Genomic DNA, 15,571 nt, shown 5'->3' on the forward strand with positions numbered 1-15,571 from the left:
CTCTTCCACTTAGCCAGTTACAATACGATTTTTCAGCGACCTTTTAGTGTCTGCCTACGGATAAAAGAGCTTTGATTAAAGATCCCAGCTCTGAAAGTCTGGAGCTACTTTCCGTAGGTAAGATGGATCTACATCACTGAGATAGCACAAGTAGCCTTTAAGACGCTCCTTATCTTTCGCGGACAAATTCCCTTTATGGAAATTATGAACCATTGCTCTTACCTTCCTCTTAAGTTTCCTCCCAACAGTAATCTCTTCATTTTGAGTAATAAAAAGCCCCGTAACCTTTTTAACAGTATTTTCATTGATAAACTGGGTTTTATTAGGGTTCAGCAAAAGGTTCGGACTTTCTATTTCGAATACTTGTTTTTTAATGAAACGATCGACATGTTCAAATATAGAGTTATCATAACCGGATATACATATATCATCTGCATACCTGGTATATATCAGCGACTCAGAAGAACAAAATTCAGAAACCGCATTGTCAAAATCAAACATGACAGCATTCGATATAACAGGAGAGCTAGGCGCACCTATACATAGCTCCAAACCCGGTCTATTTCCCGGACTCCAAAAAATTAATCTACTGAATATCTCTGCCTCGTATGCTGATATTCCCACATCGTTTTTACTGATTAACTTCAGAAAATCAGAAGGTTTTATCGATGGAAAAAAATCCTTAAAGTCGTATTTTACAAGAACCTTGTTACCAGCGTGTTTTTTCGCGTTGTCTAGGATACTCTTTTCAGAAACGTAAGCAGCGGCTGCTTCGTGGATTGGTAGTTTTGACAGGTATTCAGATACTAGCCAGCGTTGAACTTTCTTTAATGGCCTTGCAGGTTGAGCAACAAGCCGCAAGCCGGCACCATTTTTCTTGGGAATAAAGAACTTTTTATAGCGATGGGGAGCTAAAGAACAAAATTCTATGAATTTTTCCTCAGTGAAACCGAGATCTTTACAAACTTTTTCTATAGCTGTGCTCATTTTCTCAGTCCGAGGGCATTATATCGAAAGTTGTCATTTTCCCTATAATATTCTAATACAGCATGTCGCAGAACGACGTGATTCTTCGTAGGTATAATTGATTCTGAATCCTCCTCATACCGAAACTTAAAGCGTTCAACATACTCTGGTCCGGGTATATAGAAAGTATCAGACATATACTCTAAGGTATCTATAATGTTAAGCTTTCGTAAAAGGTAAATAATTTCCTTTACCTTTTTCCTCTCTAACTTTATCCCCAGATATTCTAGATAAAGTATTATTTCAGTCAATTTCAGAGCATGAAAAAAATATGTTAGCTCTGATAGCAGCAACGCAATATGCCCATTATTATATTTATCAAACCTTGTAAGTTTAGGGCCATTTTTCTTAAACTCAATGTCTATCGCTTCAATGCAGTCCTTGGCAAGATTTCGATATACCTGCTTAGCGTCTTCAGAATCATCTAACTTGCTGGAAACAGAGCGTCCCCCATTTTCGACATGAAAATGCGTATTCCAATTCAGTTTTAGTAAGTGGCCTGGATATCTTTTCTGAATCAATCGGAGGGGGCCCAGCTCCACAAAGCTGTTATGGGGAAGAGCTTGTTGGTTGACAATTACAATTAACTTCGGAGAGATTCGCTGTAGTGCAGTGAAACTTCCTAGTTCAGCGTAGGCTCCTGGGCCCTCCAGTACTAATACGATCAGCGACGACAGATCCGCAAAATCGAGCTCAAAGTCGATTAGATTTTCGACATTCGAATGGTGCAGCCAATCGTAGAACTCTTCGGCATTCCATAAATCTCGAGCAAAGTCCGGGGATAACTCTAAGCAACGCCTATTGATTGCATCTCGAAAAGAGAGGAATGGCACTTCGCGTTCATTGCCATCTTCATCTTTTTCGACTGTCACCAACGAAAACTGTCCACCACAAAGAAAAACGTACCCCAAAGGGTACGTTAACCTTGTCTCGTTGACCTTAATACAAAGAAGTATATCGTCCCTAATGTCAGCCACAGCATTGCTCTTATCGGAACCTCAAATTGTGCTTACCTAGAAAGGCACGTGAGCGCGAAAGCCCGTTTTAGGGGTTTCGTGATCACGTGACTTCATGACCGTCAATCGTGAAATCTAGCGGAGCGCCAGACCTAAGCTGTCATTGCTTAACGCGTAAGACACAGCATGAAACTAACAGCCTTTTGAAAGATTTTAAAGATTACAGATTACACGCCCTTATTAATCTGTCTACATTGCGTCTACATGATTGATCGGTTTGTTAAGTAGCGAATGAGGATGGCGCGTAACATACTGAAATATATGGTGCCCGGAGCCGGAATCGAACCGGCACGACCTAACGGTCGAGAGATTTTAAGTCTCTTGTGTCTACCTATTCCACCATCCGGGCATTCGGAGGGGCTTGTGAGGAGCTTTTGACGGCAGGATTGTATAAGGCCGCGTGCACTAACGCAATTCAGATTCTGCCACTGAGGGATTGGCACTGTCAGGCATCCACAGGTTTCACTGCCCTGCCCTTATAGATGTATCCGGCAATTTTTGGCGCCTTGGGGATATAAAGGTTTTCCAGTTCCCTGATCTCGAAACCTGCATGCCGGATAAGATCCGCGATGTGACGGTTCAGATGACAGCCGCCGGCAATCTTCTTCCAGCCGGGGGTAATCCGGTGTTGCCATTTGCGGGTGGTGTCGTGGGGAGATTCGCCGTGCTCCAGGAACAGCAGCTCACCGCCCGGTTTCAGTACCCGCCACATTTGCTGGAGCGCTGTATTCCAGTCCGGGATGGTGCACAGGGTAAACGTCAGCAGAACAGTGTCCACCGAATGATCTTCGAGGGGAATCTGCTCTCCCGGCAAGTTCAGCCATTCCACCCGGATCGGGGATCGGGCGAGATTGGGCCGGGCTTTGCGGCGCATGCCTTCTGAGGGTTCAAGGCCATAGACCATGTCGACATTTTGCGGGTTGTAAAACTCCATGTTGATGGCCGAGCCCATACCCACTTCCAGTACCCGGCCTTTGGCGTGGGGTACTACCTGGCTGCGCAGTTTCATGACCTGGCCCATTGAGCAGGCGCGGTCTATGATGTGTGGCAGTATCCTGTCTTCGTAAAAGCTCATTGGCTCCACCATACTTGTGCTATGTAAAGAAGTGCGACAATCTGCCCCTGTGGGCGTTGCCGTCAGGTTTAGTAACATGGCTATCATCTGCCGGTAATAACGACATAACAATATGAGCTAAGGCAGCAGCTGAACGGGTTCGCTGGCCCGTTTGTTATGATGCAGACGTTACCGGAGGATTTCCATGGAACTAGATCCACTCATCCTATCGCGAATCCAGTTTGCATTCGTGGTGTCATTTCACGCCATCTTTCCTGTGTTCACCATCGGGCTGGCATCCTATATTGCCGTGCTCGAAGGTCTGGCGTTTAAAACCGGAAATCCTTCCTGGATAAAGCTCTCCGCTTTCTGGACCAAGGTATTCGCGGTGGTTTTCGGGATGGGCGTGGTATCAGGCATTGTAATGTCTTTCCAGTTCGGTACCAATTGGAGTAATTTTGCGCAGGCCACGGCCAACTTCATGGGGCCGATGCTGAGCTACGAGGTAGTCACAGCCTTCTTTCTGGAGGCGGCATTCCTGGGCGTGCTTTTGTTCGGACGGGACAAGGTACCCGCCTGGGTACACCTGTTCGCAGCCATTATGGTGGCAACGGGCACCCTTATTTCCTCATTCTGGATTCTGGCTGCCAACAGCTGGATGCACACCCCCGCCGGCACTGAATTCCGGGATGGCGTTTTTTTTGTAACCTCCTGGAGCGAGGCAATTTTCAATCCCTCCTTCCCCTACCGCTTCACCCACATGGTTCTGGCGTCATTCCTCACCGGGTCCTTCGTGGTGGCCGGCGTCAGTGCCTGGTATCTGCTTCGTAAACGCGAGGTCGAGACCAACCGCCGTGCCCTGTCCATGTGTCTGTGGCTGATTCTGATTATTGCCCCGGCTCAGGCGGTTGTGGGTGACTTCCATGGCCTGAACACCATAGAGCACCAGCCCATAAAGGTGGCGGCGATGGAGGGTAACTGGGAAACCTCCCGCAATGTGCCGCTGCTGCTGTTTGCGATTCCGGACCAGGAAAACCAGACCAACCATTTCGAGGTAGGCATTCCCAGCCTGGCCAGCCTTATTCTGACCCACGAATGGGATGGCGAGGTGCCCGGCCTGAATGAAGCGGCGGTGGAGCAGCAGCCGCCGGTGGCTATTGTGTTCTGGTCATTCCGGGTGATGGTTGGCCTGGGCATGCTGATGATTCTGTTCGCTTTTGCGGGGCTGACACTCCGCTCTGGCGGGCGCTACTGGCAGACGCCATGGTTCCTGCAGGGTTTGAGATTAATGAGTCTGACGCCCTTTGTGGCGGTATTGGCGGGATGGTTTGTGACGGAAATCGGTCGCGCACCCTGGCTGGTATACGGACTGATGACCCATAGTGAAGGGGTCACCCCCTCGTTAACAGGGGGTATGGCCCTGTTTTCACTGATTGGCTACATCGTGGTCTATGCACTGGTGTTCAGTGCCGGTGTCTATTATCTGCTGCGGGTTCTGTATGTTGGCATGGAAGACAGTGAGCTGGATAAGGAGCACGATTCCGATATTCCTACGCGTCCTCTCTCCGGTATCCATGTGCCGTTTGATATTGAAGACAAGCATAGCGGCAAGCCACTGAATCAGGGAGGTCACTGACCATGGAACTGTTTGATCTGGTCCTGATCTGGGCGTTTATTATCGGTTTTGGCATCATCATGTACGTGGTGATGGATGGTTTTGACCTTGGCATGGGTATTCTCTTTCCTTTCGCGCCGACGGAAGAGGACAGGGACACCATGATGAATAGCGTAGCGCCGGTCTGGGATGGCAACGAGACCTGGCTGGTGCTGGGCGGGGCGGGGCTTCTGGCGGCGTTCCCCCTGGTATATACCACCGTTTTGCCTGCGCTATACATCGGCGTGTTCCTGATGCTGGCAGGCCTGATCTTCCGGGGTATAGCGTTCGAGTTCCGTTTCAAGGCCAGTAGCTCCCGCTATCTCTGGAACTGGGCCTTTGCCGGAGGCTCCACTCTGGCGGCATTCGCCCAGGGTGCAGTGGTGGGCTCCTATATCGAGGGATACCAGATAACGGACGGCGTCTATACCGGCGGCGCGCTGGATTGGCTGACGCCATTCACGGTACTGACCGGTTTCGGGCTGCTTGCCGGCTATGCCCTGCTGGGCTCCACCTGGCTGATCATGAAGACCGAGGGACGGTTGCAGGAGTGGGCGTACAGAATCACCATCCCGCTGTTGCTGGCTGTGCTGGGCGTGTTCGCCATTATCAGTATCTGGACACCATTCGTGGACGAGATGGTAAAAGACCGCTGGTTCTCCAACATCACCATTATCTGGATACTGCCGGCACTGACTCTGCTCTGCGCCTTCCAGATCTTCCGGTCAGTGCGCAACCGCTTTGAGGCTATGCCCTTTGTGGCCACGCTGGGGCTGTTCATATTTACCTACCTGGGGTTGATTGTCAGCCGCTGGCCTTACGTGGTGCCGCCGGACATTACCATTTGGGATGCGGCTTCCGCCTACGAATCCCAGTTGTTCCTGTTGATTGGCCTGATATTTGTCATTCCCGTAGTACTTGGTTACACCGCCTGGACCTACTGGGTATTCAGGGGCAAGGTTCGTGCCGGCGAAGGTTATCACTAGATGCCAGAACAGGCCGCTACGCGCCGGTGGTTGAGCTCGCTTGCAGTTCACAGCCGGCTGCTGATACTGGCCACGATATCGGCGGGTGTGGTGGTGGGGCTCGCCACTATAGTGCAAATGGTTTTCCTGGCCCGGATTGTCCATCAGGGAATCGTTACGGAAGTGCCGGTTGAAGAGCTTTCCCTGCTGTTCACCGGCGTTGTTGCAGCAATAGTGATCCGGGGCGTCGCCCAGGGGCTTCAGGCCCGGTTTGCAGCCCGTTGCAGCCGCAAGGTTCGCAGCGAGGTGCGCCATCAGATAAATCGTTGCTGGCAGGCTACCGGGCCGGTTGCCATGGGGCAGATTTCGGCGGGGACCCTGGCCCGGGAGTGGCTCGATCATACCGATGCCCTGCACGGTTATTTCGCCCGCTTCCTGCCGCAGATGATTCTGGCTGTGATAGTGCCGTTGCTGGTTCTGGTGGTGGTGTTCTCGCTGGACTGGCTCGCCGGCATATTCCTGTTGCTGTCTGCTCCGCTGATTCCACTTTTCATGGCGCTGGTGGGCATGGGTGCCGAAAAACTGAACCAGCAGCACTTCCGCACCATCGGCCGGCTATCTGGCCAGTTCCTGGACAAGGTCCGGGGGCTGACAACCCTGCAGCTTTTCGGCCAGACAGAGCCAGCAGCGGAAACCCTGCGCCAACGCTCGGACGAGTATCGCCGCGTTACCATGAAAACCCTCAGGGTTGCCTTCCTGTCGTCGGCCGTACTCGAGTTCTTCTCTTCGGTGGCGATTGCCGTGGTGGCGATCTACATCGGCTTTGGCCTGCTGGGCTATATCAGTTACGGGCCGGCGGAAGACCTTACGCTGTTCTCGGGTCTGCTGGTGCTGTTGCTGGCACCGGAGTTTTTCCAGCCATTGCGCCTGTTATCCCAGCATTACCACGATCGCGCCGCCGCCATCGGCGCCGGCTCGGAGATCGCGGCAAGACTGCAGGACGCTGATCGGGCTGGCCCGGCGGCACACAGGATCTCCCAGCAGCGACAATCCCCGGACAGGATTGCCGTGCAGCACCTGACCCTGGCCTACGACGCCGATCGCCCGGTACTGGACCAGGTGTCGCTGGAGATCGACAGGGGCGACGTGATTGCCCTGACCGGCCCTTCCGGGGGTGGCAAGTCCTCCCTGCTGTACCTGCTGGCAGGCTTCATGCAGCCGGACCAGGGCAGCATCTCGATATTCGGCACCGCACCCGGAGAGGTTGCTTTCGGTTGGTTGGGACAGTCACCGTTTCTGGTGCACGGCACCTGGGCCGACAACCTGCGCCTTACCACCCCGGATGCCACCGACATCGCCATTGAAACGGCACTGCACCAGGTGGGCCTCGGGAGTCTGCTCAGGAGCCGGAAACGGGGGATTTACAGTAAGATCTCCGAGGATGGCCAGGGCCTCTCGGGCGGTCAGGCCCGCAGGCTGAGCCTGGCGCGGGTGTTTGTCGCCGATTACGACCTGATTCTGCTTGACGAGCCCACGGCAGGGCTGGATAGCGACAGTGAAATCTATATTATTGAAGCGCTTCGCAAACTGGCCCTGGCTGGCAAGACGCTGATTTTTGCCACCCACCACCAGGCACTGCTGACCCTGGCGAATCGCACCCTGCTGGTGACCGCCGGAGGCGTGCACGATGCGTGAGCTGTGGCCCTGGCTTACCCTGATATTCCGTCGCCCTGGCCGGCTGGTCGTTGGCGGCTTGCTGATACTGGCGACCCTGATCGCCGGTATGGGATTGCTGGCGCTTTCGGGCTGGTTTATTACCGCCACCGCGCTTACCGGGCTTTTGCTGGCCGCCGGCGTGCAGGCGTCACTCAATCTGTATGTTCCCGGTGGAGGAATACGTTTCTTTGCAGTCGCCCGCACGGTTGCCCGTTATGCAGAGCGGGTTTATAACCACGATACCGTACTGCGTCTGCTGACGGATATCCGGGTTGCCCTGTTCGAACGGCTATGCCTTTCCGCCCGCTACCGCAGGAGCGCCTTGCGGGGCCCCCAGTGGCTGTCGCGGCTGACCAATGATGTCGATGCCCTCGACACACTGTACCTTCGCCTGATCGCGCCTGCGGCTCTTGCAGTGCTGGTGACGGTCGCACTGGTGGTGGCTGCCGCTGTGTTTTATGGCGGGGACCTCGCCACCGGTCTTCTGATCACGCTGTTACCCGCGTTTCTGATTGCCACGGTTGTGGTTTACCTGCGTACCCGGCATCTGGTTTACCGCCAGACAGATGCCCGTGAACACTTACGAACAGACGTGATCGAGCACATCGAAGGCTTCGCGGAACTGACCGCGGCAGGTCGCACCGGCAAACATGCCGCGCTCTGCCTGCGCCGGGCCGACCAGATTGCCGGCAACGACTCACGGGCGGACACCCGCACCGGCTGGAGCCTGGGGCTGGCCCAGGTGATGGTTAACCTGGCTGTGGTTATTGCTCTGTGGATGGGGCTTCGGCTGTTCCAGCAAGGTGTCATTACCGGGCCTGTGGTGGTGTTGCTGCCAGTGGCCCTTCTGGGGCTGCTGGAGATCTATTCGATGCTTCCGGATGCGTTTGCCAGGCTTGGGGGAACCATCGCGTCAGCCGCAAGGCTCAATCGCGATTGCTCGGCAGAGTCCCCAACCGGATCCGCGGCCGCTCAGTTACCGCAAAACCCCCAAAATGCCCTGGAGCTGGAACGGGTTACCATCCGTTATGGAGACCATTCCCCGGTACTGAGCCGTTTTGACCTTGAGGTACCGGCCGGGGAATGGGTAGGCATTGTTGGCAGTTCCGGCGCCGGCAAATCATCACTGGCCGAGGTCATCTCCGGCCTGGAACAGCCCGCCTCCGGAAGTGTGCGCCGTCAGATGCCGGCGTATCTTACACAACGGACGGTGCTGTTCGAGGACACCCTGAAAGCCAATCTGCAAATTGGCAAACCGGCCGCCTCCGATGCAGAACTCTGGCGAGTTCTGGAGTTGGTGGCGATGGCAGATCGTTTCACTCACGAGCCGGCACAACTGAACACCTGGCTGGGCTCTATGGGGAGTCAGCTTTCCGGTGGCGAAGCCCGGCGTATTGCGCTGGCACGGGTGCTCCTCAACGAGGCGCCACTGTTAATTCTGGACGAGCCGTTTACCGGTGTGGATGCAGAAACCAGGGACACAGTTGCCGCAGCAATGAAACAGTGGCTGGCAGGAAAAACAGTGGTAGCGCTGGGGCACGCGCCGGAGGCTTTACCCGCCTCCGACCGTACCATCCGGCTTGACTGAAACCGGTTCAGCTGGTTTCCAGCACTTCAAAAGTAAGGCCAGCCTTGCTGGTCAGGCGCTCGTGAAGCCTGCCATCAAGGAGTGATGCTGGCGTCCAGAACCCGCCCTGCTTGTCACTGTCAACATCAAACGCAAGGCTCATTCCGGCTTCGCCCAGCATTTTGCTGGTGGAGCCATAACCCGGGTCCCGATCGCCGGTCACCCTGGTCTTGATGGTTTTACCGTCGGCGGTTTTGCCTATGAAGCGCAGGTCGTAAAAGCCGTTTTGCTGGGCTTCGGGGCTTGGACCTTCACCCGGCTTGGGCACGAATTTTTCAACCAGCCAGCGAGATGGCTTGAACGCGGAAGCGGTGAAAAAACCGCCCAGTGCACCGGTAATGCCATAGGCTGCCAACCGGCCTTTCATGCCCCGGCCTGTCATCATCGCTTCGTCGTAGGTGAACTCCTTGCCATAGCGGGCATTCTGCAAGGCGTTGGAGCGGTGAACAATCCGGGTATTGATGGCGCCCATTACGAAGGGGGCCAGCCAGACACCGAAATCCCTGTCGAATTCCGCGCCTTTCAGGCTTGGCTGACGGGTTTTGGAGCGATGTTCCGGCGGGCATATGGAGAACGGGTTCGCCAGTTCCTTGCGAAGCTTCGGATCCGCGGCAGCCTCTTTGGCCACGTTCATCATGCTGGCTACGGTACCACCGGAAAACTCGCCCTTGGCGACTTTTACCCGCATGCGAACATCCTGGCAGGGCGCACCAAAGATTTCCTCGGCGTGTTGCTGCAGGAACCAGACGCCCATATCCGAAGGGATGGAGTCGAAACCACAACAATGAACAATGCGGGCGCCAGAGGCCTTGGCTGTGTCCTCGTAGGTTTCCACCATCTTGCGGATCCATTGGACTTCGCCGGTCAGGTCGCAGTAATCGGTTCCGCTTTCGGCGCAGACTTTGACCAGTGGCTCGCCATACAAGGCGTAAGGGCCTACCGTTGAGATCACCACGCGGGTCTGATCACACATTGTCCTGAGCGCACTCTCGTCGCTGGCATCCGCGACAATCATGGGCAATTGTACTGCCTCTTTGCCCAGGCTCTGTTTCAGGGTACCCAGCTTGCTTTCAGAGCGCCCGGCAATGGCCCAGCGGACGTCCCTGCCAACGCCATAGGTTTCAAACAGATAGGTGGTAAGGATTTGCCCCACGAAACTGGTGGCACCGAATACCACGATGTCGTAGGTGGTGTCAGTCTTTGTGCTCATTGATTGTCCTTAAAGTATTCAGATCCGTTATGGATTGCCGGCACCGGACCGGGCTGCCTTCGCACCCATCAGTACCAGGAAAAGCGCCACTCCGAGGCCCCAGAAACCGTTGAGCATCAGTCCTCCGATCCAGGTCTGCGCGGATACCGCGAGCCCCTTGAGGGGAAAGACCACCAGCATGGCCACGGCGGTCGGGCCGATGGCCCCTACTATTACATTACCCAGCCAGAACCTGACACCGTTGAAGCGCCGGAGAATGGCCCAAAGCACCAGTCCCCAGAGCCCGCCAAAGAATGCCAGCGAGAATACGGCAGGAACGCCCAGAGGTGGTACCGGATTCAGATTGAACGGTGCTGATGGCACTATGCCCACCAGATAGAACAGGGCAAACAGCCCCTGATGGAAAATCAGTGTCGCAAGGAAGCCGCTAACAAACGCTTTTAACCAGATCATGTCGTTATCCTTACTCGGATTTGGGCAACATTGCACACTTTATCAGGATAGGTCACGTCAACCAAAAAAGGCACCCGTAGGTGCCTTTTTCATTAAAAATCAGAAAGTTAAAGCACCTTCTTCAATTCTTCTTCAAGTTGCGGAACCGCTTCAAACAGATCCGCGACCAGGCCATAATCGGCAACCTGGAAGATCGGAGCTTCTTCATCCTTGTTGATCGCCGCGATCACTTTGGAATCAGACATGCCCGCCAGGTGCTGGATGGCACCGGAAATACCAACGGCGATGTACAGTTGTGGCGCAACGATCTTGCCGGTCTGGCCGACCTGCATGTCGTTGGGAACAAAGCCTGCGTCTACTGCAGCACGGGACGCACCAACGGCAGCGCCCAACAGGTCTGCTACCTGCTCCAGCATCTTGAAGTTTTCGCCGTTCTGCATGCCACGGCCACCGGAAACCACGATACCGGCACTTGCCAGATCGGGACGGTCGGACTTGGCCAGCTCTTCACTGACGAACTGGGACAGGCCCGCATCTTTGACAATGTCCAGGGCTTCCACCGTGGCAGAACCACCTTCCTCGGCAACCGGATCAAAGGCGGTCGGGCGAACGGTGATCACCTTGATGCTGTCGGTGGATTTGACAGTGGCAATGGCGTTGCCGGCGTAGATCGGGCGAACGAAGGTGTCTTCGGACTCCACACGCATGATGTCGGACACCTGGGCAACGTCCAGCAGTGCGGCAACCCGCGGCATGAAGTCCTTGCCAACAGTGCCAGCGGCGGCCAGGATATGGCTGTAGCTGTTACCGACCTCGGCAACCAGCTCTCCCAGGTTCTCACCCAGAAAGTGACCATACACGGCGTTGTCGGCAACCAGTACCTTGCTAACGCCGTCGGCTTTCGCTGCCGCTTCTCCTACAGCACCGCAGTTCTCGCCGGCAACCAGTACGTCGATATCGCCACCGATGGCCTTGGCAGCAGCCACAACGTTCAGGGTCGCCTGCTTCAGCTCGCTGTTGTCATGTTCAGCAATTACAAGGATGCTCATTCAGATCACCTTCGCTTCGTTCTTCAGTTTGTCGACCAGCTCAGCTACGTCAGCAACCTTCACACCTGCCTGGCGAGAGGCCGGAGCCTCTACCTTCAGGGTAGAAAGACGCGGAGCAAGCTCAACACCCAGGTCAGCCGGGCTCATGTTGTCCAGCGGCTTCTTCTTGGCCTTCATGATGTTTGGCAGAGAAGCGTAACGCGGCTCATTCAGGCGCAGATCGGTGGTAATCACCGCAGGCAACTTGAGAGCGACGGTCATCAAACCGCCGTCAACCTCACGGGTAACGTTTACGTTCTCGCCGTCAACAACCACTTCGGAGGCAAACGTACCCTGCCCCATACCAGTCAGTGCAGCCAGCATCTGGCCAGTCTGGTTGTTGTCGGAATCGATGGACTGTTTGCCGAGAATGACCAGCTTGGGCTCTTCTTTCTCAACCACGCTCTTGAGCAGCTTGGCCGCTTCGAGAGACTGAACCTCTTCGTCTGTTTCGATGTGGATACCACGGTCAGCACCCAGAGCCAGAGCGGTGCGGATCTGCTCCTGGCAGGCCTTCGGGCCGATGGATACCACCACGATTTCGCTGGCAACACCCTTCTCTTTCAGGCGAACTGCTTCTTCAACAGCGATTTCGCAGAACGGGTTCATTGCCATTTTGACGTTGGCGAGATCAACGCCGGTGTTGTCCGGCTTGACGCGCACCTTCACGTTGTAGTCGATAACTCGTTTTACAGCGACCAGAACCTTCATAGATTCCTCGTTCTTCTACGATGAGTTTACATTTGAGGACAGCACATGCTTGCGGGGCCTGCTGTCTGTAAGGGCGTCATAATACTGCAGGCAAAGGGCACCGGGGTCAATAGTCCCTCGGGACGTTGAAAAGCCGCGTTCGCGGCTGATACACACCGGTTGACTCCACCTGAGCGTGAGACGATACTAGAAAACGACTCAAAAAAAATGCGTTTTAGCCCAGCACCTTTCAACAATGCCAAAGGTAGGCCCAAATTTCAAACAAACGTTTGTTTGATTATTCAATTGGGGTATCCTTTCAGTTAACAGAAGAGGGGCTTTCGCTTTGTGGGAGTCGTCTGCAGACCGTTTTAACGGTATGATGGCGCCCCTGAGAAATTGCCTGGTGGCATCACTAAAAAAGATGAGGAGACCAACGTGGAACGCGAATCGATGGAATTTGATGTTCTTATCGTCGGCGGTGGCCCAGCTGGCCTTTCAGCAGCCTGTCGTGTCATGCAGATGGCCCAGGAAGCTGAACAGGAACTGACCGTCTGTGTCGTTGAGAAAGGTTCCGAGATCGGGGCTCACATTCTGGCAGGCACCGTGTTTGAGCCCACTGCCCTCAATGAACTGTTCCCGGACTGGAAAGAGAAAGGTGCGCCGCTTAATACCCCGGTCACTCGTGACGACATTTTTCTGCTGAAGAACCAGGAAAATGCCACCAGGATACCCAACGCGTTTGTGCCCAAAAATATGCACAACCATGGCAACTACATCATTAGCCTGGGTAACCTGTGCCGCTGGCTGGCTGAACAGGCTGAAGGCCTGGGTGTCGAGGTCTATCCCGGCTTCGCCGCGGCTGAAACCATCGTTGAAGACGGCCAGGTAAAAGGCATCATTACCGGCGACATGGGCGTGGCCCGTGACGGCTCTGAAAAAGACGGCTACATGCCGGGCATGGAACTGCGCGCCAAGTACACCCTCTTTACCGAAGGTTGCCGTGGTCATCTGGGCAAGCGCCTGATCAATGACTTCAAGCTGGACGAAGGCAAGGATCCGCAGCATTACGGCATCGGCATCAAGGAACTGTGGGACATTGACCCGGCCAAACACGAGCCCGGTCTGGTTATCCACACCACCGGCTGGCCGCTGAACGAATCCGGTTCTACCGGCGGCACTTTCCTCTATCACCTGGAGGGTGGTCAGGTGTACGTGGGCCTGATTGCCGATCTGTCCTACAGCAATCCGCATCTGAGTCCGTTTGACGAGTTCCAGCGCCTGAAGCTGCATCCGGAGATCAGGAAACATCTGGAAGGTGGCAAGCGCGTGGCCTATGGGGCCCGGGCCATTACCAAGGGCGGTTTCAATTGCCTGCCGAAGATGAGCTTCCCCGGCGGCCTGCTGCTCGGCTGCGACGCAGGCACTCTGAACGGCTCCAAGATCAAGGGCTCACATACAGCGATGAAGTCCGGTCTGCTGGGCGCGGAAGCCGTATTTGAAGCGTTGAAGGACGGCAGGAGCGGTGAGGAAATTACCAGCTTCGAGGATCGCTTCAAGGACAGCTGGCTGTACAAGGAGCTTTACGACGAGCGCAACTTCGGCCCGGCCATGCACAAGTTCGGCAACTTCGTGGGTGGCGCCATCGCCTACTTCGAGCAGAACATCCTGCATCGCAGTCTGCCGTTCACCTTCCACGACACTACGCCGGACTACGCTACCCTGAAGCCGGCGGATCAGGCGAAGAAGATTGATTATCCCAGGCCGGATAACAAGCTGACCTTCGACAAGCTGTCTTCGGTGTTCATTTCCAACACCAATCACGAGGAAGACCAGCCGATTCACCTGAAGCTGGCGGACCCGGATATCCCCATCAAGGAGAATCTGCCCAAGTACAACGAGCCTGCACAGCGTTACTGCCCGGCCGGTGTGTACGAAGTGGTTGATGCGGAAGACGGCAGCGGCAAGAAGTTCCAGATAAACGCGCAGAACTGCGTGCACTGCAAAACCTGCGACATCAAGGATCCGGCCCAGAACATTACCTGGGTGACGCCGGAAGGTGGCGGTGGTCCGAATTATCCGAATATGTAATTCGGAGTGTTGCATAAAAAAACGGCCCTTTTCGGGCCGTTTTTTTATGGGTTTTTGTGGGGAGTTTGATGGGATATTCCAGGAAGTCGGATTTCGCTGCGCTCTATCCGACCTACCCCATGCCGTCAATCCCTGCCCCCCGTAGGTCGGATTAGGCCTGAAAGGCCGTAATCCGACAAAGCCGACCACCACCAGCCAACCCCTGCAGGCACCCACACCCCGTAGGTCGGATCAGGCCTGAAAGGCCGTAATCCGACAATTCTTCCACCCATAAAAAAACGGCCCACAAGGGGGCCGTTTTCGAGCAACCCGAAAGAATCTTAGTGAGCGTGACCGTGCTCTTGCTCTTCGTCGGTTGCCTCGCGCGCTTCAACCACTTCCACGTCAAAGTGCAGGGTCTGGCCTGCCAGCGGGTGGTTTGCGTCGATGGTGACAGTTTCGTCGCCTACTTCCACAACACGAACTACCTGGGGGCCGCCCGGAGTCTGTGCCTGGAACTGCATGCCTGGCTCAATGGTTTCCACACCTTCAAACGCAGAACGCGGAACTGGCTGAACCAGCTCTTCGTTGACTTCGCCGTACCCTTCAGCCGGCTCAACAGATACCTTGACCTGATCGCCTGGGTTCTTTTCATTCAGCGCATTTTCAAGTCCGCCGATAATGTTCTGAGCACCTTCCACATAAGACAGCGGCTCGCGACCTTCTACACGGGAGGAATCCAGTTCTTCTCCCTGATCGTTGGTGAGCGTGTAGTGGATGGTGACAACACGAGGTTGGGCCATGTGATCTCCTTGCGTGTCGCAATGACTGTTTGATTTAAATTTGGGCAATCGAAAGTGATCTTGAACAGCCAGACTGCACAGAGGGACTTACGACCACCGGGCCTCGTTAGAGAGCCAGGCTCGGTAACAAGTTCGAAATTACAGTTTAACAAGTGTCGAACTGCGTTTTCTACCGTGAGTTATTTGGGACGGCGCCCGG

13 protein-coding genes and 1 tRNA gene are annotated in these 15,571 nt (G+C 54.9%); 5 read left to right on the top strand and 9 right to left on the bottom strand.

What is annotated here, in order from left to right:
* Positions 1-75 precede the first annotated feature (75 nt).
* The 4 genes from DIT72_RS08600 to DIT72_RS08615 form a co-directional block, all read right to left on the bottom strand.
* Entirely contained in the window at positions 76-987 is a 912-nt protein-coding gene (locus tag DIT72_RS08600) for a retron St85 family RNA-directed DNA polymerase (RefSeq protein WP_135954836.1), read from the bottom strand.
* Positions 984-2,003: a retron St85 family effector protein gene (locus tag DIT72_RS08605; protein WP_206081085.1), complete on the bottom strand. Its 1,020-nt coding sequence runs from the start codon at positions 2,001-2,003 to the stop codon at positions 984-986. Before DIT72_RS08605 ends, DIT72_RS08600 begins: the two co-directional genes overlap by 4 nt.
* 301 nt (positions 2,004-2,304) lie before the next feature.
* Positions 2,305-2,391, bottom strand: a tRNA-Leu gene (locus tag DIT72_RS08610).
* 96 nt (positions 2,392-2,487) lie between these two features.
* A complete protein-coding gene (locus DIT72_RS08615) occupies positions 2,488-3,117 on the bottom strand; it encodes a class I SAM-dependent methyltransferase (protein WP_135954838.1) in 630 nt (209 codons plus the stop codon).
* A gap of 184 nt (positions 3,118-3,301) precedes the next feature.
* Between DIT72_RS08615 and DIT72_RS08620 the strand changes: the two genes are divergently transcribed.
* Genes DIT72_RS08620 through cydC form a run of 4 tightly spaced genes read left to right on the top strand, consistent with a single transcriptional unit; the run spans position 3,302 to position 9,019 of the window.
* The gene (locus DIT72_RS08620; RefSeq protein WP_135954839.1) at positions 3,302-4,732 is read left to right on the top strand and encodes a cytochrome ubiquinol oxidase subunit I; all 1,431 of its coding nucleotides are present in this window, start codon (positions 3,302-3,304) and stop codon (positions 4,730-4,732) included.
* Positions 4,733-4,734: 2 nt separating this feature from the next.
* Positions 4,735-5,736: a cytochrome d ubiquinol oxidase subunit II gene (cydB, locus tag DIT72_RS08625; RefSeq protein ID WP_135954840.1), complete on the top strand. Its 1,002-nt coding sequence runs from the start codon at positions 4,735-4,737 to the stop codon at positions 5,734-5,736.
* Positions 5,737-7,410 carry a thiol reductant ABC exporter subunit CydD gene (gene cydD / locus DIT72_RS08630; protein WP_135954841.1) on the top strand — a complete coding sequence of 558 codons (1,674 nt, stop codon included), beginning with the start codon at positions 5,737-5,739 and terminating at the stop codon, positions 7,408-7,410.
* Complete coding sequence (gene cydC, locus DIT72_RS08635; RefSeq protein ID WP_135954842.1) at positions 7,403-9,019, top strand: thiol reductant ABC exporter subunit CydC; 1,617 nt, start codon at positions 7,403-7,405, stop codon at positions 9,017-9,019. The genes cydD and cydC overlap by 8 nt, the downstream gene beginning before the upstream one ends.
* 7 nt (positions 9,020-9,026) lie before the next feature.
* Here the strand turns inward: cydC and DIT72_RS08640 are convergent, their stop codons facing one another.
* The 4 genes from DIT72_RS08640 to DIT72_RS08655 all read right to left on the bottom strand — a co-directional run bounded on the left by DIT72_RS08640 (position 9,027) and on the right by DIT72_RS08655 (position 12,520).
* The gene (locus tag DIT72_RS08640; protein ID WP_135954843.1) at positions 9,027-10,268 is read right to left on the bottom strand and encodes a saccharopine dehydrogenase family protein; all 1,242 of its coding nucleotides are present in this window, start codon (positions 10,266-10,268) and stop codon (positions 9,027-9,029) included.
* 27 nt (positions 10,269-10,295) lie between these two features.
* Positions 10,296-10,721, bottom strand: coding sequence for a hypothetical protein (locus DIT72_RS08645; protein ID WP_135954844.1), 426 nt, complete (start codon positions 10,719-10,721; stop codon positions 10,296-10,298).
* Positions 10,722-10,828: 107 nt separating this feature from the next.
* On the bottom strand, positions 10,829-11,770 hold the full coding sequence (locus DIT72_RS08650) for an electron transfer flavoprotein subunit alpha/FixB family protein (RefSeq protein ID WP_135954845.1): 942 nt from the start codon (positions 11,768-11,770) through the stop codon (positions 10,829-10,831).
* Positions 11,771-12,520 (bottom strand): electron transfer flavoprotein subunit beta/FixA family protein, encoded by a 750-nt coding sequence (locus tag DIT72_RS08655; protein ID WP_135954846.1) that lies wholly within the window; start codon positions 12,518-12,520, stop codon positions 11,771-11,773.
* Between the two features lie 417 nt (positions 12,521-12,937).
* Between DIT72_RS08655 and DIT72_RS08660 the strand changes: the two genes are divergently transcribed.
* Positions 12,938-14,590, top strand: a complete 1,653-nt coding sequence (locus tag DIT72_RS08660; protein ID WP_135954847.1) for an electron transfer flavoprotein-ubiquinone oxidoreductase — start codon at positions 12,938-12,940, stop codon at positions 14,588-14,590.
* A gap of 320 nt (positions 14,591-14,910) precedes the next feature.
* On the opposite strand, the gene DIT72_RS08665 is transcribed toward DIT72_RS08660, so the two are convergent.
* The gene (locus DIT72_RS08665; protein ID WP_135954848.1) at positions 14,911-15,372 is read right to left on the bottom strand and encodes an FKBP-type peptidyl-prolyl cis-trans isomerase; all 462 of its coding nucleotides are present in this window, start codon (positions 15,370-15,372) and stop codon (positions 14,911-14,913) included.
* Between the last annotated feature and the right edge of the window lie 199 nt (positions 15,373-15,571).

This window comes from Marinobacter orientalis (genome assembly GCF_004792665.1).
GTDB classification, from domain to species: domain Bacteria; phylum Pseudomonadota; class Gammaproteobacteria; order Pseudomonadales; family Oleiphilaceae; genus Marinobacter; species Marinobacter orientalis.